The organism is Streptomyces sp. R33, assembly GCF_041200175.1.
GTDB lineage: Bacteria > Actinomycetota > Actinomycetes > Streptomycetales > Streptomycetaceae > Streptomyces > Streptomyces katrae_B.
Window position 1 is genome coordinate 918,019 of the sequence record NZ_CP165727.1, and the last position, 22,763, is coordinate 940,781.

The window sequence follows — 22,763 nt, forward strand, 5'->3', positions numbered from 1 at the left end:
GGATCGGCGGCGGGCTACGGGGTCATGGCCTGGCCGCCGATGTCCGCGGCGCCGCCGAGCTGTCCCTGCCACCACGACTCCGCCTCGCGGTGGTTCATCGCGGCCCAGGCGGGGGTCTGTTCCACCTGGCCCCGGCCGAGGCGGCGGGCCAGGGCGACCATCTCCCGCCCGGCCGCGCCCCGCGCGGCCTGGTACGCGTGCAGCAGCTCGTCCCAGGTGCCCGCCCGGCGCCAGGCGTCCTCGAAGGCGGTGGCGTCCTGGAGGGCCTTGGCCGCCCCGCTGGTGTTGTGCGGGCGCACGACGGTGGCCGCGTCGCCGGCGAGCAGCAGGCGTCCGGCTGTCGTCCGCGCCGTCTCCAGGTCGTAGATGGGCTGGACGAAGGTGTCCGCCGGCTCCGTCAGCCCGAGCACCCGCGCCCAGTACGGCGGGAACTCCCGGTCCAGTAACGCGCCGAGGTGCGCGGCGAGTTCCTCGGTGACCCGCCCCGGCGGGAAGCTGGTCGGGTCGTCGAACGGCAGCCGCCCGGTCTGCGGGGGCATGGCGTACAGGACCCAGTTCACCCGGGGGCCGTCCGGCCCGGGGATGCGGTAGATGACGCAGCTTCCGCCGCCGAAGCAGACGGTGGTCACCGACTCGGCGGGCCAGCCGCCGTCGCCGAGCGCCTCCAGCCGCCGGGCGTCGAAGTTCCCCCGCCAGCAGACGTACCCGGCGTAGGCCGGCCGGGATTCGGGGCAGACCGCCTCGCGCACCACCGAGCGGTACCCGTCGGCGCCGACGACCAGGTCGAACGCCTCCGCGGTGCCCTGGGCCAGCCGTACCTCGGCCCGTTCGCCGTCGCCGGCCACACCGGTCACCGCCGCGCCCTGCCGGTAGACCACCGAGGCCGGTGTCGCCTCGCGCAGCCCTCTCCACAGCAGACCCCAGTGGTACGAGTGGAACGGGAACGGCTGCTCCCAGAACACCCTGCCGGCCGGCCCGGCCGCCGTGTCGTCCCGGACCACCCACCTGCGCCGGGTCAGCCGGTGCGCGGCGATGCCGGCGGGCAGCGCGCCGGTGGCGGCAAGTTCGGCGGCGCGCCCGTCGTGGATGCAGAGCCCCAGTCCGCGGTCCGCCAGCCGTCCGTGGGTGCGCTCCAGCACCACCACCTCGTCCGCGCCCGCCCGGGCCGCTGCCGACGCCAGGGCGCAGCCCGCAATGCTGCCGCCCACCACCGCGACCGTACCGCCTCGCATACGTGCTCCCTCCGCGCGCTCTTCCGGGGCCCGCCACCCTACTGGGGCGGGGCGCCGCGCGCGGGTCAGTCGGCGAGGGCCGCCGATACGACGGAGCGGGCCTCCTCCTGTACGCGGGTCAGGTGGTCGGGGCCCAGGAAGGATTCGGCGTAGATCTTGTAGACGTCCTCCGTGCCCGACGGGCGCGCCGCGAACCAGGCGTTCTCCGTGGTGACCTTGATGCCTCCGATGGCGGCGCCGTTGCCGGGAGCCTCCGTCAGCACCGCCGTGACCGGTTCCCCCGCCAGGGTGTCGGCGGTGACCTGCCGGGGGGACAGCCGGCCCAGGACCGCCTTCTCCTCGCGGGTGGCCGGCGCGTCGATGCGGGCGTACGCGGGCTCGCCAAAGCGGGCCGTCAGGCCGGCGTACCGCTCGCTGGGGGTCTGCCCCGTGACCGCCAGCATCTCCGAGGCCAGCAGGGCCAGGATGATGCCGTCCTTGTCGGTGGTCCACACGGAGCCGTCGCGGCGCAGGAAGGAGGCTCCGGCCGATTCTTCGCCGCCGAAGCCGATGGTGCCCGCGGAGAGTCCGTCCACGAACCACTTGAACCCGACGGGCACCTCCACCAGTTCGCGGCCCAGGTCGGCGGCCACCCGGTCGATCATGCTCGAGGACACCAGCGTCTTGCCGATGCCCGCGGCCGCCGGCCACTGCTCGCGGTGGGCGTACAGGTACCCGATCGCCGTGGCGAGGTAGTGGTTGGGGTTCATCAGACCGCCGTCCGGGGTCACGATGCCGTGCCGGTCGGCGTCCGCGTCGTTGCCGGTGGCGATCTGGAACCGGTCCCGGCCCTCGATCAGCGAGGCCATCGCGTACGGGGAGGAGCAGTCCATCCGGATCTTGCCGTCCCAGTCCAGCGTCATGAACCGCCAGGTGGGGTCGGTGTGCGGGTTGACCACGGTCAGGTCGAGGCGGTGCTCCTCGGCGATCCGTCCCCAGTACGCGACGGAGGCCCCGCCGAGCGGGTCGGCCCCGATGCGCACCCCCGCGGCGCGTACGGCGTCCAGGTCGAGCACGGAGGGCAGATCGCGCACGTACGTGCCGAGGTAGTCGTACGTACCGGTGGTCGGGGCGGCGGTCGCCCGCGCGAACGGGATCAGCCGGACCTCCTTCAGGCCGCCGGTGATGATCTCGTTGGCGCGCTCCTGGATCCAGCCGGTCGCCTCGGAGCCGGCGGGTCCGCCGTGCGGCGGGTTGTACTTGAAGCCGCCGTCCGCCGGCGGGTTGTGCGAGGGGGTGACCACCACTCCGTCGGCCAGGGCCGAGGTGCGCTCACGGTTGTGGGTGAGGATGGCGTGCGAGACCGCGGGCGTCGGGGTGTAGCCCTCCGCGGCGTCGACGAGCACGGTCACGTCGTTGGCGGCGAAGACCTCGAGGGCGGTCACCCGGGCGGGTTCGGACAGGGCGTGGGTGTCCGCGCCGAGGAAGAGGGGGCCGTCGATGCCCTGCTGGGCCCGGTACTCGCAGATCGCCTGGCTGGTCGCGGCGATGTGGTCCTCGTTGAAGGCCGTGGCGAGCGAGGAGCCGCGGTGTCCCGAGGTGCCGAAGCTGACGCGCTGGCCGGGATCCGCCGGATCGGGGTGCAGGGCGTAGTAGGCGGTCACGAGCCGGGCCACGTCGACCAGGTCCTCCGGGCGCGCCTGCTGCCCCGCTCTTTCGTTGAGCATCCGCCCATTCCTCCGTACTGGATCCGTACTGAATCAAAGAGAACAACCGTGGTCATTGTGTCGCCCCCTGAACGTGCCCGCACCGCCGCCTCGCCACTCGGCCCGTGCCTGTGCGCCCGGTCACGCAGTGCTCCTGCGTCCCGGGGTGACCGCGGGGACGGCAGGTCGTTGAGCCCGGCGGCCCACATCCCGGCCCCCGGAACCCCGACTGCGGAGACGTGGCAGCTGATGAACGCCCCCTTCGACACCGACCCGCGGGCCCTGTCCCGCCGCCGGCTGCTCGCGGCCGCGGGCGCCGTCGGCGCGGCGGAGCTCCTCGGAGCGGGACCCTCGGCAGCGGCCCGTACCGGCATTCCGTCGGCCGCGCCGGCCCCGCTCTCCTTCACGGCGGCCACGAACGGCGCGGCGAGCCTGTCTCCGGGCGGGGACCGGCTGATCGCCGAGATCCACAACGTGCTGTGGTCGGTGCCGGGTTCCGGGGGCGACGCCGTGCCGCTCACCGCGGCGGCCCTGGAGGCCAGCCGGCCCGTCCACTCCCCCGACGGCTCATGGTTGGCGTTCTGCGCCTACGGCAGCGGCACGTACCACGTCTGGACCATGCGGCCCGACGGAACCGGGCTGCAGCAGCGCACCGAGGGCCCGTTCGACCACCGCGGGCCGGCCTGGTCGCCCGACGGCACGCGCATCGCCTTCGCCTCCGAGCGCGCCGGGGATCCGGTCGGCGGGGCCCCGTACCGGATCCACGTGCTGGAACTGGGCAGCGGCGCCGTCACCCCGGTGACCGGACTGGCCGGGCAGGACGGTCCCCTGCAGAGCGGCCCCTGGGAGGACTTCGACCCCACGTGGTCCCCGGACGGCGAGCGGATCCTCTTCGTCCGGGCGACCGTGACGGCAGCCGCGATCGGACCCCGCACGGACGCGCGGACCATCGCCTCCGTACCCGCGGACGGATCGGGTCCCGTCACCGTCGCCTTCACCGAGCAGGAACCGGCCGCGCAGCTCCTGGCCCCTGCCGTCGCGCCGGACGGCCGCCGTACGGCCTGGCTGCGGACCACGCCCCCGCCGGACGCCTCCTGCGCCCTCGTCGTCGACGGCCGGCCGGTGGCCGTCGCCGGGGACGTGGCGGCCCAGCCGCCGCGCTGGACGGCGGCCGGGGAGCTGCTGGTCACGGTCGACGGCCGGTTCACGCTCGTCCGCCCGCAGCAGCCGGAAGCGCCCCGGACGATCCCCTTCCGCGCGCGGGTGGCGGCGGACCGTCCGCGCTACCGGACGAAGCAGTACGACCTGGGCGACGAAGGCCGCGTGCGGCCGGTCCGGGGCATCCACCTGCCGGCTCTGTCCCCTGACGGACGGTACGTCGCCTTCGCCGCCCTGAACGCGCTGTGGCTCGGCACCACCTCCGGCGGCCGCCCGCCCCGGCGGCTGCGCCAGGCGGCGCCCACCCGCTATCTGCTCGCCCCCTCGTGGGCGCCCGACGGGCGGTCCCTGCTGTACTGCGACGACCGCGACGGACTGATGGCGGTCCACCGGCGGGACCTCGCCACGGGCGCGGAGAGCACGGTCGCGGCCGGCGGCCGGGTCTTCCCCGCGCTGTCGTCCGACGGGCGCCGGCTCGCCTGCCTCGACCTGGTCGGGCGGCTCCTCGTACGGGACCTGGCGAGCGGCACGGAGCGCGTCCTCGCCGCGCCGCTCGGCGGGGGCGGGCTGCCGGGCCGGCCCAGCTGGTCGCCCGACGGATCCCGGATCGCCCTGTGCGACCGCAATCGGCTCAACATGCGGTTCAGGGAGGGCTACAACCTGGTCCGGGTGGTCGATGCGGCTTCGGGCTCCGACCGCCTCCATCCCGTAGGCCCACACGTCTCCGTCGCCGACCGCTACGACAGCGGGCCCGTATGGTCGCCGGACGGCCGCTTCATGGCGGTGATCGTGGAATCCGCGCTGTGCCTGCTGCCGGTCGCGCCCGACGGCTCCCCGCGGGGCACCCTGCGCACCCTGACGGCCGAACCCGCCGACCATCCCTCGTGGTCGGGTGACTCGAAGACCCTGTTGTACCTCTCGGGTACGCGGCTGCGCCTCATCGGCGTGGACGGCGGACCGCCGAGGACCGTCCGCCTGCCGCTCGACCGGCGCCGGCCCACGCCGCCCGACACCGTCGTGCATGCCGGGCGGCTGTGGGACGGCACGGGCGAGACGGTGCGGGAGGACGTGGACGTCGTCGTCCGCTCCGGACGCATCGCCGCCGTCGAACCCCACCGCGCGTCCCGGCCGTCGGCATCGGGCGGCCGGTACGTCGACGCCTCGGCCCGGACGGTCGTCCCGGGTCTGTGGGACACCCACACCCACCCGTGGCAGAGCACGTACGGGGGCCGCCAGAGCGTGGGCCAGCTGACGTACGGGATCACGACGGCCGTCTCACTGGGCGGGTTCGCGTACGAACAGGCCCGGATCCGCGAGGCGGTGGCGTCGGGGCAGCTCGCGGGGCCGCGGCTGCTGACCAGCGGCGAACTCCTCGACGGGGCCCGTGTCGCGTACAGCATGGGGCGCGCCCACCGCACGGCGCAGGGTCTGCGGCGGTCCCTGGAACGGGGTGCCGCGCTCGACTGGGACTTCGTCAAGACCTATGTGCGGGCCCCGTCCTGGGTGATGGCGGAGGCCGCCCGGTTCGCCCACGACCGGCTCGGGGTCCGGTGCGGAAGTCATCTGGCCTCCCTGGCCGTTCAGACGGGCCAGGATCTGACCACCCATCTGCAGGCCACCGAGCGCGCCGAGGCGGGGCACGTGCTCACCGCCTCGGGCCACTCCCACCAGGACGTGACCGAGATCTACGGCGGGGGTGGGGGACGGCTCGCGATGATCGCCACCCCCTTCGCGGCGACCGTGCTGATCGGGGCCGATCCGACGCTGGCGGACGACCGCCGGGTCACGGCCGTCATGGCGCCCTGGGACGCCGATCTGGTGCGCCGGTCCGCCGCAGCCGCCCCGACGGCCGCCCAGTTGGCGACGCTGCGCAGGGAGACCGACGTCTACCAGAGGCTGCTGGCGGCGGGGGGCCTGGTCGCCCTGGGTACGGACGCGCCACTGGTCCCGGTCGGGCTCTCCCTGCACCTGGGGCTGCGCGCCCTGCACCGCGGCGGGCTCTCCCCCGTCGAAGCCCTGCGTACGGTGACCGTCCTGCCGGCCCGGCTCTTCGGGCTCGGCGACGAACTCGGTACGGTCCGGCCCGGCGGGATCGCCGACCTGACGATCGTGGACGGGGACCCGTTCACCGACTTCGACACGCTCGTCCGGACGTCCGGCGTCCTCAGGGGCGGCGTACCGCACACGACCGACGACCTCGTGGCGGCCTGCACCCCGGCGGCCGGTACCCCGTCGGCCGGCGGCCCTGCCCAACGGCAGGCGGACCCGGTGGACTGGCGCGGCGAACGGCACCTGATGCTGCGCGACGGCTGCTGTCACGCCCCCGGGTAGCGTCCGCCGCCCGGGCGGCGGCGCGCGAGCGTACGACCTCCCACGGCGAGGGCGATCGCGGCGACGATCAGCGTCGCCGCGACGGCGAACGTGATCCGCATTCCGTGGGCCACGGCCCCGGGATGCGCGGTCGTGACGTCGGTCGTGGCCGAGGCGAGCGCGAACACGGCGCCCATCACGGACGCGCCGGTCACGAGCCCGAGGTTGCGGGACAGGTTGAGCACTCCCGAGATGACGCCGCGCTGGTCCGGGCCGACGTCTGCCATGACGGCGGTGTTGTTGGCCGTCTGGAACACCGCGTAGCCGGCGGTGGTGACCACGAGGGGGAGGATGTAGCCGGCCACGCCGAGCGTCACCGACGTGACGGACAGGGCGCCGCAGCCCACGGCCACGCCGGCGAGCCCCGCGACGGTCATGCGGTGTGCGCCGAAGCGGTCCGCTATTCGGCCGGCGGGCACACCGGTCAGCGCGGCGACGAGCGGGCCGACCGACAGGACGAGTCCCACCAGGGCCTCGCCGAGCCCCAGCGCACGCGAGAGGTAGAACGGACCGACCACCAGCGTCGTCATCATCACGGTGGAGACGAGCGCGCTCGTGCCGAGGCTCGCGCTCAGCAGCGGATCGCGGAAGACCGCCAAGCGGATCAACGGGGACGCCGCTCTCGCCTCGGCCCGTACGAACAGGCCCGCTCCGAGCACGGCAGTCAGCAGGAGGGCGATGCCCAGCGGACCGAAACTGCCGCGCCCCACGGTCATGGCCAGGGCATAGGCCCCGAGCGTCAGCGCGAGGAGCAGCGTTCCCACGTGGTCGAAACGGCCCCGCCCGCTCTTCGCGTCCCGCCGGTCCGCGGGCAGGTGGCGGCGGGCCAGGAACAGTGCGAGCACGCCGAGCGGCGCGTTGACGAGGAAGATCGCCCGCCAGCCGGGGCCGGCGAGCAGCAGACCGCCGAGCGAAGGGCCGAGCGCCGTGCCGATCGAGGACATGGTGCCGAGCAGCCCCATGGCGCTGCCCGTCCTCGCCTTCGGGACGGTCTCGCCGACGAACGCCATGGTCAGGGCCATCATGGTGGCCGCACCGAGGCCCTGCGCCGCCCGGGCCGCGATCAGCAGCCAGAGCGTGGGGGCCAGGCCGCACAGCACCGAGGCCACCGTGAACAGGGAGATCCCGGACAGGAGCAGCCTGCGGCGGCCGATCATGTCACCGAGCCGGCCGACGCTGACGATCAGGGTCGTGATGGCGAGGAGATAGGCCAGGACGATCCACTGGACCTGCTGGAACGAGGCACTGAACACCTGCGCCAGGGTCGGCAGGCCGACGTTGGCGGTGCTGGTGCCGAGCGAGGACAGCAGCATGGACAGGGAGAGGCCGGCGAGCGCCCACCGGACCGAGGCCGACGTCCCTTCGGCACTCCCGGACGGCGCCCCGACGCGCCCTGCGTCGAGGCGCTTCACCGTGCGCTCCGTTCCTGCCGCGCCTCGGGATCGAGCATGGGGACGCTGCCGGGGAGCTCGGCGCGCATCGTCTCGAACGCGCGCTCCTGGACGGCGTCGAGCCGCTCACTGTGTGGGTTCATGCCGTGGAGCCTGGCCCCGCCGCCCGGACACGACAACTCTTGTTGCTGTTTCCGGGACAGCGGGGTGGAATGCCTCCATGGACACACCCTCCGGCACGCCGTCGGACACGCCACCGGACACTCCGCCGCTGCCGTACCGAGCGGTCCTCGACGAGGTCGGCCCCCGGCTCAAGCGGCTGCGCGCCAAGCGCGGCCTCACCCTGGCCACGCTCTCCGAGGCCACCGGCATCTCCAAGAGCACCCTGTCCCGGCTGGAGTCCGGGCAGCGCCGCCCCAGCCTGGAACTGCTGCTGCCGCTGGCCGGTGCGTACCACGTGCCGCTGGACGACCTGGTCGGCGCCCCCGAAGTGGGCGATCCCCGGGTCCGGCTGACGCCCCGGAAGCTGCCGAGCGGCGGTTCGTTCGTCCCGCTGTCCCGGAGCCCGGGCCCCCTCCAGGCGTACAAGCTGGTCATCTCCGACCGGGGCGGCGAGCCGGACCTGCGTACGCACGAGGGCTACGAGTGGATGTACGTGCTCGAGGGCCGGCTGCGCCTGGTGCTCGCCGAGCACGACCTGGTCCTCGGCCCCGGCGAGGTCGCCGAGTTCGACACCCGGCTGCCCCACTGGTTCAGCAGCGCCGACGGACGGCCCGTCGAGATCCTCAGCCTGTTCGGGAGACAGGGCGAGCGCATGCACGTCCGCGCGAAGCCCCGCGGCTGACGGCGCGGGGCCGTCGCAAGACCGGCGGCCGGGGCCCTACTCGTTGACCAGGACCGGGAGGGAGAGGACGGCGCTCGACGGGGTACCGCTGAGCTGCTCCGCGGGCACGGTGAAGTCGATCCCGTCTCCGCCCGCGCGCGGGCCTTCGTGGTGGTCGCCGGCAGGCGCGTCCGCGCCTTCCTCCTGGTAGTGGAAGGTGCCCGTCCCCAGCAGCCGGCCGTCCGCGTCGTAGTACGCGGCGCGCAGCTCCAGGCTCAGTACGTCGCTGACGTCAGAGGTGATGGCCAGGTGCCCGGTGACGCCCGGCTTCCCGGCGGGAGCGAGCGTGAGCGCCGTCAGCTGCACCCGGTCGGTGAACGGGCCCGGCTCGAGGCGGATTTCACCCGGCTTCGGCGGCGGGGCGAGGACCGCGGCCGGTGCGGGTGCACGGCCCGGCGCCGGTATCGCGACCGGGGCGGCGGAACCGGCCGGCTTCCCGGCGCCGCCGCGGGCGCCGTCGGCGTCCGTAGTGCCGGAGCAGCCGGCGGCGAGCACGAGGAGGGCGGCGGCCAGCACGGCGGCCGCTGCGCGGGGGAGGTTTCTCATCGGTACGCTCCTGAAAGGGCCGGGGCCGGGAGGAACCTGCCCTCCCGGCCCCGGCTGCCCGAAGGTCAGTGCTGGTGGGGAGCCCGGCTGAACAGCGCGCGGTACATCTTCCCGTAGAGCTCCGTGTTGTTCTGGCTGGCGGCGAAGACGCTGCCGCCGGGGCCGTAGGCGAAGATCGGCACGTCTGCGCCGGTGTGGTTGCCGGACAGGTACGTCAGCCACAGGCTCGCGTCCGGGCTGCCGTCCTTGACACCGGCCGGGTCGTCGGGCGTACGGAACGTGGCGGGCGCGAAGTTCTTCGCGTCGGCCGAGCCCGCGCCGTTGACGGCTCCGCCGGAGCGGGCCGGGTCCTTGGCACCGGAGGCCGCGCGGGCGGGGGCGCTGTTGTTCGCCGTGTTGCCCGCGTCCACGTTGGCCGGGGGCGCGACGGCCTCGGCGTTCGTGTACGAGCCCTTCTCGATGATGTTGAAGCCGGCACATTCGTGGTCCGCCGTGACGACCACGAGGGTGTGGCCGTCCTTCTTCGCGAACTCGTACGCGGCCTTGACCGCGTCGTCGAAGGCCTTGACCTCGGCGAGCGTCTGTGCGGCGTCGTTGGCGTGCGAGCGCTTGTCGATCTGGGCACCCTCGACCTGGAGGAAGAAGCCCTTGCTCTTCTTGCGGTCCTGCTGCTTGCGGTCGGTCAGCAGCGAGATCGACTTCTTGGTCATGTCCGCGAGCGTCGGCTCCTGCTTCTGCGGGGCCTCCGCGGGCAGGCCGGCCTTGGCCTGCTCGACGGTCAGGTTGCCGCGGTTGAACAGGCCGACGACCTTCTTGCCGTTGGCCTTGTCCAGCTCGCCCTTGGTGGCGACCTTCTGGCTGGCGGCGGTCTGGGCGGGCAGCGCCGGGTCGCCGAAGCTGCCGAGCACCTGGTAGCCCTGGGCCTGCAGCGCCTTCTGGTCGTCCGGCTCGAAGCGGGCGAGGCCGCCGCCGAGGATGACGTCGGCCGTGCCGTTGCGGGAAATCTGCTCGGCGATCGGCGTGATCAGCGTCTTGTCCTGGGGCGCCGGCTCGTACGTACCGTCCTCCTTCTTGGGGAGGCAGGCGGCCTCGGAGTACACCGGGCCCTGGCAGCCGCGCAGCAGTGCGTGGCTGAACTGGGCCGCCGGGGTGGCGTCGGTGATCTCGGCGGTGGAGACGTTGCCCGTGGCGAAGCCGGCCGCCTTGGCCTGCTCCATCAGCGTGGCGGTCTTCTTCTCGTACGAGTCGACGCCGATGGCCGCGTTGTACGTCTTGACGCCGGAGGACCAGGCGGTGGCGGAGCTGGCCGAGTCGGTGACCAGCGCCGGCTTCTGGCTGCCCTTCTCCACGGCGTACGTGGCGACCGCGCCCGTGAACGGGAGCGACTCCATGGTGAGCTTGCCGGCGGGCCCGAAGTAGCGGTCGCGGGCGGCGGTGACATGGGTGCGGCCCATGCCGTCTCCGAGGAGGTAGATGACGTTGTGGATCTCCCTCCCCTGGTCTCCCTGCTGGGTGGCGGAGTTGGCGGTGACGGCCGTACCGGCGGCCACGGCCCCGGCCAGGGCCAGAACGGCCAGCATCTTCGGTGTGTTCAGGGCACTGCGACGCATGTGTGGGAAATCCCCCTCGGAAGGCGCTGCGCGGGCATGCCGACCGTAGGAGGGCCAAAGGAACACGCCCCCATCGAAGGATGGCGCCGAGTCGAACGCGGCAGGCTCGCACCCGGGTTCCGCAGGACCTTGCCCCTCCCGGAAACCAGAACCCCCCGGACGGAGCAGTCCCCGGCGCCGGACAGAGCAGTCCCCGGCGGTCCTGTTCCGGTTCCGGGAGTATCAGCCGTCACTGACGGCTCCCGCACCGACAGGATCTGCCGGGGGCCTGGCCAGAGCCGAGATGGGGGTCACGCGGACTTCAGGACGTCTCCGGAAGTGAGTGCGGCTCTCTCTGGTTGTCCGGTGTATTGATGAGTTTCCTCCCTATTTCGTGCGAGTCAAGGGGTATGAGCCGTCTATTCCCGGCCACCCGTTTCTGCTGGTCAGGCCGGCAGCGCGAGGAGCATCAGGGGCCGGCTGGTGGGCCGGGCGGATCCGCCGGCGGGTTCAACGGTGAGTCCCACCCCGGAGGCGCCCCGGAGCCCGCCCTGCATGAGCGTGGCCCCCTCGTGCGTGAGGAGCCCGGCGGGGCGCATGGTGCCGTGGTCGTCGAACCACAGCTGGTACGTCCTGCCCTCGCCGGGGTCGGGGAGCCCGGTGCCGATGAAGACCGCCCGGTTCTGCAGCTTGGAGCTGACGACGGAGGTGGTGGCGCCGCCGGTGGTGCGGCCGTGCACCGTACGGGCGTCGGGGGCGGCCATCACGGCGGTGAGGTCCTGGAGGCGGCGTTCGGAGGCCTCCGCCTGCTGGCGGGCCTCGTCGGTGCGCTGGTCCTGCCATACGCTGACGCCCCCGAGGGCGGCCGCCGCGGCGAGGCTCGCGGCGAGGGCCAGCGGAACGGCCTTGCGGCGCAGGACGGCGCCGAACGTGAGCTGCTTGGCCGCCGCGGGCAGCAGCGGGGGCAGTTGGCGGACCGAGTCGATGCCGTACAGGACCTCTTCCTTCATCCGCGCGGGCGGTGGGAGGGCGGCAGCGGCGGCCATGCGGGCGGCGGTGGCGGAGAATTCGGCCACCTCCTGCCGACAGGACGGGCAGTCGGCGAGGTGTGCGGTGAACACCTCGTGCTCCGCAGGTGTGAGTGCGTGGAGGGCGTACGCGCCGGTGAGGGTGTGCAGTTCCCCGTCGTTCTTCATGTGGTCACCCCCATGCAGTCGCGCAGCCGGATGAGCCCGTCGCGCATGCGTGTCTTGATCGTCGGCAGTGGTGTGCGCAGGGTCTCGGCGACCTCGCGGTAGGACAGGCCCTGGTAGTAGGCCAGCGTGACGGCCTGGCGCTGGATCTCGGTCAGGCCGCGCATGCAGCGCCGTACCTGTTCGCTCTCCAGCCGGGTTTCGACCTGTTCCGCGACCTCGTCGAAGGGGCGCGCCTGGTCGCGGGCGGCCTGGTCGTACTCGCGGTTGATCGCGGCCTGGGCGGAGCGGACGCGGTCGACGGCCCGGCGGTGGGCGAGGGTGGCGGCCCAGGTGCGCACGCTGCCCTGTTCGGGGCGGTAGCGGGCGGCCTGCCGCCACAGGTCGATCATCACCTCCTGCGCCACCTCCTCGGACTGGGCACGGTCGCGTACGACCCGGACGACCACCCCGAAGACGGTCGCGGACAGCGCGTCGTACAGGGCGGAGAACGCGTCCTTGTCACCGCGGGCCACCCGGGACATCAGGTCTTCGAGCCGGGGGCCCACCGCATCGGGGACGCCGAAGGGCAGCGGTTGCCCGGTGGTGGCGGATGGTCCGCCGCGGTCCGTCCGTCGCATGACAGTCCTTCCTGTCGAAGGCACCGGCCCTTCCACGAAGAGAGCCGACCGCTCCGGATGCTGCCAGGTCTGCGTTCTCGACCGGTCTTCGGAGCGGACATCTGTGCGGATTGGTCAACCCGCTCGCCAATTCGCGATCGATGTGCACCACCTGCGGCCGGCTGCGCCGCAACTGATTGGCGCATGCGGCAACTGCCACCAATCCGCCGGCACTTCGGCTGCGAAGCAGGGGTGAACCGCCGTCACGGACGACGGCGTGGCGAACGGTGGGGAGTGAGCAACTGTGCGTACGAGGAACGTGGCCGTGATCGGCGGCGGTGTGGCGGGACTGACCGCCGCCTACGTCCTGCAAAAGGCCTGCGACGTCACGCTGTACGAGGCGGACCCCCGGCTGGGAGGCCACGCCCACACCCATGAACTGCCCGCTCCGGGCGGCGGTACGGTGGGCGTGGACTCGGGGTTCATCGTCCACAACGCGCGCACCTACCCCCTGTTGCTCCGGCTCTTCCGCGAACTCGGCGTGGCCACGCAGGACTCCGAGATGAGCATGTCGGTGCGGTGCGACGGCTGTGGCCTGGAGTACGCCGGTGCCCGCGGGCCCCTCGGCCTGTTCACGGGGCGGGCGGCCCTGCGCGCCCGGTACCTGCGGATGCTGGCGGAGGTACCGCTCTTCCACCGCCGCGCGCGCCGCCTGCTGGACGCGGACGGTCCGGTCGCCGGTGGTCCCGGCGGTGGCAGTTGCGCCGGCGACGGTTCCGCCGGCGGCAGACCGGAGCGGTACACCCTCCGGGCGTTCCTCGCCGACGGCGGGTTCTCCCCGTACTTCGTCAGCCACTTCATCGCCCCGCTCGTGTCCGCCGTGTGGTCCTGCCCGGCCCACACCGCGCTGGAGTACCCGGCCGCGTACCTGTTCCGCTTCCTCGACCACCACGGGCTGCTGTCCGTGACGGGCTCCCCGCGGTGGAGGACCGTCACCGGCGGCAGCGCGGCCTACGTGGACAAGGTCGCGAAGGAGATCAGCAACGTCCGGACCGCCAGCCCGGTCGTCCGGGTGGACCGCATACCGAGCGGCGTCCTGGTGGGCAGCGACGACGGCATCACCGACGCGTACGACGCCGTCGTCATCGCCACGCACCCCGACCAGGCGCTGCGTCTGCTGGCGGACCCCACCCGGGACGAGCAGCGGGTCCTCGGCGCCTTCCGGTACGAGGTGAACCCGACCGTGCTGCACACCGACACGGCCCTGCTGCCGCGCTCGCCGAGGGCCCGGGCCTCCTGGAACTACCACCTCGCCGACTGCCGCCCGGGGGCGGAGGGGGTCCGGGTCAGCTATGACATGACGCGGCTGCAGCGCCTGCCGGGCGACACCGGCTACGTCGTCACGCTGAACGCGGGCGGGCGGATCGACCCCGAGCACGTGCTGGCCCGCATGGAGTACGCGCACCCCGTCTACACGCCCGAGTCGGTGGCCGCGCAGCGATCGCTGCCCCGCCTCAACACCTCCGTCACGGCTTTCGCCGGGGCGTACCACGGGTGGGGGTTCCACGAGGACGGCTGCCGGTCGGGCGTACGGGCCGCCGCCGCGCTCGGTGTCCGGTGGTGACCCCCGCGGTGGCGCCGGGACAACGCCCGGCCCTCCCCGCCGTGGCCGTGCCGGCCCTGTACGACTGCGTGGTCTCCCACGTGCGGACGGCCCCGGTGCGGCACGCCTTCCGGCACCGCACGTACATGTGGCTCGTGGACCTGGACGCCCTCCCCCGGCTCCCATGGCCGCTGCGCGCCCTGGCCCGGTTCGACGCCCGCGACCACTTCGACGCCGCCGCACCGACCGTCCGGGCCGGCCTCGACGCGTACCTGGCCTCCCGGGACGTGGACCTCGACGGCGGGCGGGTCCTGATGCTGGCCCACGCCCGGGTCCTGGGGTACGTCTTCAACCCGCTGACCCTGTACTGGTGCCACGACCGCTCCGGCGCCCCGGTCTGCGTGGTGGCCGAGGTCCACAACACGTACGGGCAGCGCCACTGCCACCTGCTGCGTACGGACGGAGCCGACCGGGCCGAGGTGGCGAAGGAGCTGTACGTCTCGCCGTTCTTCCCCGTCGACGGCCGCTACCTCATGCGGCTGCCGGCGCCGCGGGAGCGCCTGGAGGTCATCGTCCGGCTCGAGCGCGCCGGGCAACGGCCGTTCACCGCGACCCTGCGCGGCCGGCACCGCCCCGCCACCCCCCTCGCCCTGCTGCGCGCCGCCGCCCGGCGGCCGTGGTCCACCGCCGCCGTCTGGGCCGGGATCCGGCGCCACGGCATCCACCTGCTGCTCCGCGGGCTGCCCGTCCAGCCCCGGCCCGAACGCGCACCCGAGGAAGGCATCGCCCCGTGACCCTTTCCCTCCCCCGAACCGCCGACGAACCCGTGGAGCGGTACTCGATCGACGCACACGCGTGGCCTGATGTGGTGCGCCCGCCGACGGCGCCCTTCGGGTACGCGGCCGTCGCCCGCCGCCTCGTCCGCCGTGCCGTGGCGGCGCTGCCCCTGCGCTGCCGGTTCGGCGCCGAGCCGCCCCACGGCAGCGGGCCGTCGCTGACGGTCCACGACCCGGACGCGTTCTTCCGCCGGATCGGGGCGCACGGCCTGATCGGCTTCGGCGAGTCCTACATGGCGGGCGAATGGGACAGCGACGATCTGACCGGCCTGCTGACCGTCCTCGCCGCGCACGTGGACGACCTGGTTCCCGGCCCGCTGCGCCGGCTGCGCGGGGCGTGGGTGCGGAGCAGGCCCGAGGCCCAGCTCAACTCCCGGGCCGGGGCCCGGCAGAACGTCCATCGCCACTACGACTTGTCGAACGAGCTGTTCGCGCTGTTCCTCGACGAGACCCTGTCGTACTCCTCCGCCGTCTTCACCGCGTTCCCCGCGCGCCGTGAGAGCCTGCCTGCCGCGCAGCACCGGAAGATCGACCGGCTGCTGGACCTCGCCTGCGTCGGCCCGGGCAAGCGCCTGCTCGAGATCGGCACCGGATGGGGCGAACTCGCCCTGCGCGCGGCCGCCCGCGGGGCACACGTGACGACCGTGACCCTCTCCGCCGAGCAGCAGCACCTCGCCCGCCGCCGGATCGCCGCCGCGGGGCTGGCCGACCGGGTGGACGTCGAACTGCGGGACTACCGCGATCTGGAGGGCCGGTACGACGCGGTGGTGAGCGTGGAGATGATCGAGGCGGTCGGCAGGGACTTCTGGCCCACGTACTTCGCCGCCCTGCGCGATGCGGTGGCGCCCGGCGGGCGGATCGCGCTGCAGGCCATCACGATGGGCCACGAGCAGATGCTGCACACCTCCCGTACGCACACCTGGATCAGCAAGTACGTCTTCCCGGGCGGCCTGATCCCCTCCCGGGAGGCCATCGAGGCGCACTCGTCGGGCGCGGGGCTGCGGATCGTCTCCGACCAGGGGTACGGCGACCACTACGCGCAGACCCTGCAGCTGTGGCGGGAGCGGTTCACGGAGCAGGCCGGCGCCGTGGCGGCGCTCGGCTTCGACCTGACGTTCCGGCGCATGTGGGAGTTCTACCTCGCCTACTCCGAGGCGGGGTTCCGGGCCCGCTACCTGGATGTCCGGCAACTGCTCCTGACCGAGGACCTGTCGCTGGGAGCGCGGCCGTGAACCCCGCCTCCTGGGAAGCCCTCGGGAGCAATCTGGCCGCTGCCGCCGCCACGGCCGTCACCGTACTGCTCCTGGCCTTCGCCGTCGGGACGGCCCGGCGCCTGCACCGGACGGTGGACATCGCCTGGGGCCTCGCCTTCGCCGCGGTCGCGACGGTCTCGTACACCCTGTCCTCCGGGTACGGGGACGACCGCCGGCGGCTCCTGGTCGCCGCCGCCACCGTCGTGTGGGGGGTGCGGCTCGCCGTGCACATCGCCTGGCGCGGCCGCGGGCACGGCGAGGACCCCCGCTACGCGAAGTTCCTCGCCCGGGGGCGGGGCAACCCGCACGTGCGCGCCCTGTTCAAGGTGTACCTGCTCCAGGCGGGCCTGGTCTGGCTGGTCTCCCTGCCTGTGCAGAGCGCTTCGTACGCAGGCTCCCCCATCGGCGCGCTCGCCGTGCTCGGCGGCGTGCTCTGGGCGGTGGGGCTGGTCTTCGAGGCCGTCGCGGACTTGCAGCTCGCCCGGTTCAGGGCCGATCCGGCGCACCGCGGTACGGTCATGGACCGGGGGCTGTGGGCATGGACCCGCCACCCCAACTACTTCGGCGACTTCCTGGTCTGGTGGGGGCTCTACCTGATGGCCTGCGGCACATGGCGGGCCGCCCTGCTGTGCCTGGTGTCGCCCGTGGCCATGACGCTGCTGCTGATCATGGGGAGCGGCAAGCGCCTGATGGAGGCCCATATGGCAGAGCGACCCGGCTACGCCGGCTACATCGCCCGTACCAGCGGGTTCCTCCCGCTTCCGCCCTGGCGGGGCCACGCATGAAGCAGCCGACGGGCGCGCTGGCGCTGCGCCGGGTGCCGCGGGACCCGGCCGCCGCGGTGCTCCTGCTGCACGGGGGCCGGCCGATGGGGCTCGAGGCACCGCCGCGGCCGAACCTGCCGGGGCTGCGGATGCTTCCCTTCGCACGGGCCATCGCGGAGGCCGGGCCGGCGCAGGACGTGGTGGTGGCGGAGGTCCGGTACGCGCACCGGGGCTGGAACGGCCACCGCGCGGATCCGGTCCACGACGTCTGGCAGGCCCTGCGCGAACTGCGCTGCGGGGTCGGAGCGCTGCCCGTGGTGCTGGTCGGGCATTCCATGGGAGGCCGGGCCGCGTTGCGGGCGGCGGCCGACCCGCTGGTCCGCGCCGTGGTCGGGCTCGCGCCGTGGTGCCCGCCGGGCGAACCGGTGCTGCATCTCGGGGACACGGCCGTGGTGCTCCTGCACGACGCGGCGGACCGCGTCACCGATGCGCAGGCGTCCTGGGACTACGTACGGCGGGCCCGTGCGCGGGGCGCCCGGGCCGGAGGCATCGTCATGCCCCACGGGCGGCACGCGATGCTCCGCCAGGCGCGCACCTGGCACCGGATGGCCACCGACACCACGCTGGGCCTGCTCGGCCTGACCGCCCTCCCGGAGGAACTGTTCACCGGCCCGGTACCCGGGCCGGCCGGGTCTCGGTGCACCGTCGACACGAGCGACTCGTCCCGTATGCGGCAGCAGTGATCGAGCAGTGGCCGCGAAATCGGTCGAGGCCCTGGTCAAAGGGGCGGGGGATGCGCAAGGATCACGGCCGCACCTCGCCACCACCCCACTACGGGAGGATGTCTATGGCTCGCCGCACATCCCGCGGCCTGATCGCCGCGGCGACCACCACCGCAGCACTGTTCACCCTGGCCGGCCCGGTTTCGGCGCTGCCCTCGGCGGCCGACGCGGCCTACGCCGGGCTGCCCCAGGCCCGCCTTTTCATGGTCAACCCCGTCCAGTCCTCGGGCGATCAGAGCCTCGCCGACGGCAAGGACTCCACCGGGGCCGTGCCCGCTTCCGCCTATGCCCTGGCCGCACTGCGGAACCTGGACGGCAGCGGCTCGCTGTCGGGGAAGTGGGCGTACGTCCGGTCGGAGACCGGCGCCCCCGCGAAGATCACGGACGTGGGTGCGTACAGCCGTACCGATGACCAGTTCGAGCAGGTCATGGCGTACTTCTGGGTCAACGAGGCGCAGGAGTACCTGCAGGGCCTGGGCTTCGGGAGCGAGCTGCCGGGAGCCAACGACCGCGCGCAGCCGGTCCGCATCAACCAGTACGGGGCCGACAACTCCTTCTTCACCGACAAGAAGGCCGAGATCCGCTTCGGCAAGGGCGGCGTGGACGACGCCGAGGACGCCGAGGTGATCGTCCACGAGTACGGCCACGCGGTGCACAACGCGCAGGTTCCCGGCTTCGGCACGTCGCCGGAGGCGGGTGCGATCGGCGAGGCGTTCGGCGACTACCTTGCGGTCGAGGTCGGTGACCACGCGGACGCCGCGTACGGATGGCCGCGCAAGGCGGACCTGGCCTGTGTCGCCGACTGGGACTCGATCTCCTACAGCACCGCCCCGCACTGCCTGCGCCGGGTGGACGGGAACAAGGTGTACGCCGACCGGGTCGGCGAGGTCCACGCGGACGGTGAGATCTGGTCCCGCGCGCTCTTCGACATCCGCGGGGCGCTGGGCGCCCGGACCGCCGACCGGATCATCGTGAACGCTCAGTTCGGCTTCCGCCCCGACACGAGCTTCCAGGACGCGGCGCTGACGACGATCGCGACGGCACAGCGGATGTACGGCAAGAGCGCCGCGGACGCGGTCCGCGCCGCTTTCAAGGCCCGGCAGATTCCGGGTATCGCGTAGCCCTGTCCGCTGCTCCGGATTCCGGTCCGGAGCAGCGGTCCAGTGGCAGCAGGTCCAGGCTGACGCCCCTGGCCACGAGGGCCGACAGGGCCCTCATCGGTACTACTCGATCACCAGCTCGACCGGGATGTTGCCGCGCGTGGCCTTGGAGTAGGGGCAGACCTCGTGGGCCTGCTTGACCAGCAGGGCGCCCGTCTCGCCGGCGAGGGACTCCGGGAGCTCGACACGCAGGGTGACGGCCAGGCCGAAGCCCGTGTCGTCCTTGCCGATCGAGGTCTCCGCGGTGACCGACACCTCACCGGTGTCGACCTTGGCCTGCCGGCCGACCAGGCCGAGCGCGCTGGCGAAGCAGGCCGCGTAGCCCGCCGCGAAGAGCTGCTCGGGGTTGGTGCCCTGGCCGTTGCCGCCGAGCGCCGGGGGCATGGCGAGCGCGAGGTCGATCTGGCCGTCGGAGCTGACCGTGCGGCCTTCGCGGCCGTTGGCGGTGGCGACAGCGGTGTAGAGCGCGTCCATCGGGGTTCCTCTCGCGGTGGTGACCGTGTCAGCCGGTCATCGGCTGACGTCCACTACTAGAGCACACAATTCAGTTGTGCACAACTAAATGACCCGCAAGCCTTGCCCGGGTACACTGGCCCCCATGAGCGAGCAGCCCACCGAAACCCTCCGCGACGAGGACTTCCTCCGCCTGGACGGCCAGATCTGCTTCGCGCTGAACGCAGCGAGCAGGGCCTTCAACGGCCTGTACCGGGTCGTCCTCAAGGACCTCGGCCTGACCTACCCCCAGTACCTGGTCATGCTGGTGCTCTGGGAGCACGGCACGACGCCCGTCAAGGAGCTGGGGACCCACCTGAGGCTCGACTCGGGGACGCTGTCACCCCTGCTCAAGCGCCTCGAAGCCGCCGGGCTGGTCCACCGCGAGCGCAGCACCGAGGACGAACGGTCCGTACACGTCGGCCCCACCGAGGCCGGTACGGCGCTGCGCGCCCGCGCGGCGGAGGTACCGCGCCGGATCGCGGCCGCCACCGGCTTCGAGCTGGCCGAGATCCGCGACCTCCAGACCCGCCTGAACCGCCTCACCACCGCGCTGGACGCCGCCGTCCCGGAGGTGTGACGGGCGCCCGGCGCCGTCGGTCGTCCGGCTGTGGAACACCGCCGACCCGGCGCGGGGCATCACCCGGGCCGGCCGGCTGACCGGCCACCAGAACCAGGTGGGCGCGCTCGCCTTCAGCCCGGACGGCCACACCCTCGTCACGGCCGGCTGGGACGACACCGTCCGGCTCCGGGAGACCGACCCGACGCGGCTGCCGCCCCGGCTGTGCGCGGCCACCGCCGGGCCGCACGACCGGGAGCTGTGGCAGCGCCACGTACCGGGCACTCCGTACGCACCCGGCTGTGGCTGACGGGCGCCACCCGCGAGGCGCACACCGCACGGAGGGCTTAGGTTCGTCGGCATGGTGCATGTACTGGGCAGCCGGGTCCTGCTGACCCCCACGGACCCGGAGCGCTCGCGCGCCTTCTACGGCGGCACGCTGGGGCTCGCCGTCTACCGGGAGTTCGGCACCGGGCCGGACCGCGGCACGGTCTACTTCCTGGGCGGCGGCTTCCTCGAGGTCTCGGGCCGCGCCGAGACCCCGCCGGCGCCCGGGCTCCGGCTGTGGCTGCAAGTCGCCGACGTGCAGGCGGCGTACGAGGAGCTGCGGACGCGGGGGGCCGAGGTGCTGCGGCCGCCCCGGCGGGAGCCCTGGGGCCTGATCGAGATGTGGATCGCCGACCCGGACGGTGTCCGCATCGCGGTGGTGGAGGTCCCGGCGGACCACCCGCTGCGCTTCCGCCCCTGAACGAGCCGTACGGCTCGACCGGCGTACGCCGGCTTTCGCGGGGGCGGGGGCGTGGACCGGCCGAATTCGGCGCGCCCCCGCCGGTGGAGTGAATGCGCGCTCCACCCATCGGGGGGACATCCGGCCCGGCCCATGGACGCGGCGTCAACCACGCCCGGGCGCGGGGCCGGTACCGGGGCGGGTCCGCAGCGTGCGCGTAGCAGACGCGGGTGGTCCGTGGAGGCCTTTTGTAAAGATCAACTCAGTGTGCTGGATTGATCACCCACAGTGCCCCCGGCTGCGCGGAAGGACACCGAATGCGCACGGTTCGAGAATCAGTCCTGGACGTTCTACGAGCACGCGGTATCACCACGGTCTTCGGCAATCCCGGTTCGACCGAACTGCCGATGCTCAAGCGCTTCCCCGAAGACTTCCGGTACGTGCTCGGCCTCCAGGAGGCCGTCGTCGTCGGCATGGCCGACGGTTTCGCCCTCGCCTCCGGAGCCACCTCCCTCGTCAACCTGCACACCGGTCCCGGCACCGGCAACGCGATGGGCGCGATCCTGAACGCCCGCGCGAACCGCACCCCGATGGTCGTCACCGCAGGCCAGCAGGTGCGCGCCATGCTCACCATGGAGGCCCTGCTCTCCAACCCGCAGGCCACGCTGCTCCCCCAGCCCGCCGTCAAGTGGGCGTACGAGCCCCCGCGCCCCGCGGACGTCCCGGCCGCCCTGGCCCGCGCCGTGCAGGTCGCCGAAACCCCGCCCCACGGGCCGGTGTTCCTCTCCCTGCCCATGGACGACTTCGACGCGGAGCTCACCGAGGCGCAGGACCTGGCCGGCCAGGCGGCCGCGGCCCGCCGGATCACGCACGCCGCCGTGCCCGATGCGGCCGCGGTCGCGGCGCTCGCCGAGCGGATCTCCCGCGCCCGCTCCGCCGTCCTCGTCGTCGGCGACGACGTCGACGCCTCCGGCGCCTGGGACGCGGTCCTCGCGCTCGCCGAGCGCACCGGGCTGCCCGTCTGGGCGGCGCCCGTCTCGGCCCGCGTGTCCTTCCCCCGCAGCCACCCGCAGTTCCGCGGGGACCTGGCCCCGGCGATCGGCCCGCTCGGCCGCCAGCTCGCCGGGCACGACCTGGTCGTCGTGGTCGGGGCGCCCGTGTTCCGCTACTACCCCTACATCCCGGGTGCGCACCTGCCCGAGGGCACCGAGCTCGTCCTCCTCACCCGGGACGCCGAGGAGGCCGCCAAGGCCCCCGTCGGGGACGCGGTCGTCGCGGACCTCGCGCTGACCGTACGGGCGCTCACGGACCGGCTCCCGGCCGGCAGCGAGGCCGCGCCCGCCCCGCACGAGCAGGTGCGGTTCCCCGAGGCGGCCGACGGCGTCCTCACCCCGCTCGCCGCCATGACGGCCATCGCACAGGGGGCTCCGGAGAACACACTCTGGGTCAACGAATCGCCTTCCAACGTCCCACAGTTCCACGAAGCCACCCGGATCAGCACCCCGGGCTCCTACCTGTTCTCCGCGGGCGGCGGACTCGGCTTCGGGGCCGCCGCTGCCGTCGGCGCCCAGCTCGGCGCACCCGGGCGGCCCGTGGTCTGCGTCATCGGAGACGGATCCATCCACTACGCCGTGCAGGCCCTGTGGACCGCGGCCATGTACAAGGTCCCCGTCACCTTCGTCGTCCTGAGCAACGCCAAGTACGCGATCCTCCAGTGGTTCGCGCAGCTCGAGCACGCCCAGGGCGCGCCCGGCCTCGACATCCCCGGTCTCGACATCACGGCCGTCGCCGACGGCTACGGGGTGCGCACCCACCGGGCCCACGGAGCGGGTGAACTCACCAAGCTCGTACGGGACTCCGCGTCCCAGCAGGACGGACCGGTGCTCATCGACGTACCCGTGACCACCGAGCTCCCCTCCCTCTGAGCCCGGATCCCAGCCC

At 73.5% G+C, this 22,763-nt stretch carries 21 protein-coding genes; 12 read left to right on the forward strand and 9 right to left on the reverse strand.

All coding sequences use genetic code 11. The features are described from left to right. Positions 1-14: 14 nt before the first annotated feature. Positions 15-1,232: an FAD-dependent monooxygenase gene (locus AB5J51_RS04660; protein ID WP_369776928.1), complete on the reverse strand. Its 1,218-nt coding sequence runs from the start codon at positions 1,230-1,232 to the stop codon at positions 15-17. 65 nt (positions 1,233-1,297) lie between these two features. Then, complete coding sequence (pgm, locus tag AB5J51_RS04665; protein ID WP_369776929.1) at positions 1,298-2,938, reverse strand: phosphoglucomutase (alpha-D-glucose-1,6-bisphosphate-dependent); 1,641 nt, start codon at positions 2,936-2,938, stop codon at positions 1,298-1,300. 228 nt (positions 2,939-3,166) lie between these two features. Between pgm and AB5J51_RS04670 the strand changes: the two genes are divergently transcribed. Continuing rightward, positions 3,167-6,406, forward strand: a complete 3,240-nt coding sequence (locus AB5J51_RS04670) for an amidohydrolase family protein (protein ID WP_369776930.1) — start codon at positions 3,167-3,169, stop codon at positions 6,404-6,406. Here AB5J51_RS04670 and AB5J51_RS04675 read toward each other — a convergent pair. Both AB5J51_RS04675 and AB5J51_RS04680 read right to left on the reverse strand, forming a co-directional pair. Continuing rightward, positions 6,391-7,857, reverse strand: coding sequence for an MFS transporter (locus tag AB5J51_RS04675; protein WP_369776931.1), 1,467 nt, complete (start codon positions 7,855-7,857; stop codon positions 6,391-6,393). The genes AB5J51_RS04670 and AB5J51_RS04675 overlap by 16 nt on opposite strands. Beyond that, entirely contained in the window at positions 7,854-7,979 is a 126-nt protein-coding gene (locus AB5J51_RS04680; RefSeq protein WP_267887515.1) for a hypothetical protein, read from the reverse strand. Before AB5J51_RS04680 ends, AB5J51_RS04675 begins: the two co-directional genes overlap by 4 nt. A gap of 77 nt (positions 7,980-8,056) precedes the next feature. On the opposite strand from AB5J51_RS04680, the gene AB5J51_RS04685 reads away from it, so the two are divergent. Next, positions 8,057-8,680, forward strand: a complete 624-nt coding sequence (locus AB5J51_RS04685) for a helix-turn-helix domain-containing protein (protein ID WP_369776932.1) — start codon at positions 8,057-8,059, stop codon at positions 8,678-8,680. A 36-nt stretch (positions 8,681-8,716) separates the two neighbouring features. Here AB5J51_RS04685 and AB5J51_RS04690 read toward each other — a convergent pair whose 3' ends face one another. The 4 genes from AB5J51_RS04690 to sigK all read right to left on the reverse strand — a co-directional run bounded on the left by AB5J51_RS04690 (position 8,717) and on the right by sigK (position 12,667). Then, a complete protein-coding gene (locus AB5J51_RS04690; RefSeq protein WP_369776933.1) occupies positions 8,717-9,265 on the reverse strand; it encodes a hypothetical protein in 549 nt (182 codons plus the stop codon). A gap of 65 nt (positions 9,266-9,330) precedes the next feature. Then, entirely contained in the window at positions 9,331-10,875 is a 1,545-nt protein-coding gene (locus AB5J51_RS04695; RefSeq protein WP_206310810.1) for an alkaline phosphatase, read from the reverse strand. A 425-nt stretch (positions 10,876-11,300) separates the two neighbouring features. After that, a complete protein-coding gene (locus AB5J51_RS04700; protein ID WP_053789245.1) occupies positions 11,301-12,050 on the reverse strand; it encodes an anti-sigma factor in 750 nt (249 codons plus the stop codon). Continuing rightward, on the reverse strand, positions 12,047-12,667 hold the full coding sequence (sigK, locus tag AB5J51_RS04705; protein WP_078987714.1) for an ECF RNA polymerase sigma factor SigK: 621 nt from the start codon (positions 12,665-12,667) through the stop codon (positions 12,047-12,049). The genes AB5J51_RS04700 and sigK overlap by 4 nt, the downstream gene beginning before the upstream one ends. 283 nt (positions 12,668-12,950) lie before the next feature. On the opposite strand from sigK, the gene AB5J51_RS04710 reads away from it, so the two are divergent. The 6 genes from AB5J51_RS04710 (at position 12,951) to AB5J51_RS04735 (ending at position 19,005) form a co-directional block, all read left to right on the forward strand. After that, entirely contained in the window at positions 12,951-14,270 is a 1,320-nt protein-coding gene (locus AB5J51_RS04710) for an NAD(P)/FAD-dependent oxidoreductase (RefSeq protein ID WP_240805598.1), read from the forward strand. A gap of 8 nt (positions 14,271-14,278) precedes the next feature. After that, positions 14,279-15,043: a DUF1365 domain-containing protein gene (locus AB5J51_RS04715; RefSeq protein ID WP_369776934.1), complete on the forward strand. Its 765-nt coding sequence runs from the start codon at positions 14,279-14,281 to the stop codon at positions 15,041-15,043. Further along, positions 15,040-16,317: a class I SAM-dependent methyltransferase gene (locus AB5J51_RS04720; protein ID WP_369776935.1), complete on the forward strand. Its 1,278-nt coding sequence runs from the start codon at positions 15,040-15,042 to the stop codon at positions 16,315-16,317. Before AB5J51_RS04715 ends, AB5J51_RS04720 begins: the two co-directional genes overlap by 4 nt. Then, positions 16,314-17,123 carry a DUF1295 domain-containing protein gene (locus tag AB5J51_RS04725; RefSeq protein ID WP_133895793.1) on the forward strand — a complete coding sequence of 270 codons (810 nt, stop codon included), beginning with the start codon at positions 16,314-16,316 and terminating at the stop codon, positions 17,121-17,123. The genes AB5J51_RS04720 and AB5J51_RS04725 overlap by 4 nt, the downstream gene beginning before the upstream one ends. Further along, positions 17,120-17,845, forward strand: a complete 726-nt coding sequence (locus AB5J51_RS04730) for an alpha/beta hydrolase (RefSeq protein ID WP_240805596.1) — start codon at positions 17,120-17,122, stop codon at positions 17,843-17,845. The genes AB5J51_RS04725 and AB5J51_RS04730 overlap by 4 nt, the downstream gene beginning before the upstream one ends. A 104-nt stretch (positions 17,846-17,949) precedes the next feature. Further along, complete coding sequence (locus AB5J51_RS04735; RefSeq protein WP_369776936.1) at positions 17,950-19,005, forward strand: M4 family metallopeptidase; 1,056 nt, start codon at positions 17,950-17,952, stop codon at positions 19,003-19,005. A gap of 102 nt (positions 19,006-19,107) precedes the next feature. On the opposite strand, the gene AB5J51_RS04740 is transcribed toward AB5J51_RS04735, so the two are convergent. Continuing rightward, positions 19,108-19,518 carry an organic hydroperoxide resistance protein gene (locus AB5J51_RS04740; protein WP_030293642.1) on the reverse strand — a complete coding sequence of 137 codons (411 nt, stop codon included), beginning with the start codon at positions 19,516-19,518 and terminating at the stop codon, positions 19,108-19,110. A 124-nt stretch (positions 19,519-19,642) separates the two neighbouring features. Here AB5J51_RS04740 and AB5J51_RS04745 point away from each other — a divergent pair, with 124 nt between their 5' ends. From AB5J51_RS04745 to mdlC, 4 genes are all read left to right on the forward strand, one after another. After that, on the forward strand, positions 19,643-20,116 hold the full coding sequence (locus tag AB5J51_RS04745) for a MarR family winged helix-turn-helix transcriptional regulator (RefSeq protein WP_136226794.1): 474 nt from the start codon (positions 19,643-19,645) through the stop codon (positions 20,114-20,116). Positions 20,117-20,192: 76 nt separating this feature from the next. Next, positions 20,193-20,405: a hypothetical protein gene (locus tag AB5J51_RS04750; RefSeq protein WP_369780214.1), complete on the forward strand. Its 213-nt coding sequence runs from the start codon at positions 20,193-20,195 to the stop codon at positions 20,403-20,405. Positions 20,406-20,456: 51 nt separating this feature from the next. After that, a complete protein-coding gene (locus tag AB5J51_RS04755; RefSeq protein WP_030293648.1) occupies positions 20,457-20,843 on the forward strand; it encodes a VOC family protein in 387 nt (128 codons plus the stop codon). 296 nt (positions 20,844-21,139) lie between these two features. Next, positions 21,140-22,747, forward strand: a complete 1,608-nt coding sequence (gene mdlC, locus AB5J51_RS04760) for a benzoylformate decarboxylase (RefSeq protein ID WP_053789238.1) — start codon at positions 21,140-21,142, stop codon at positions 22,745-22,747. Positions 22,748-22,763 lie beyond the last annotated feature (16 nt).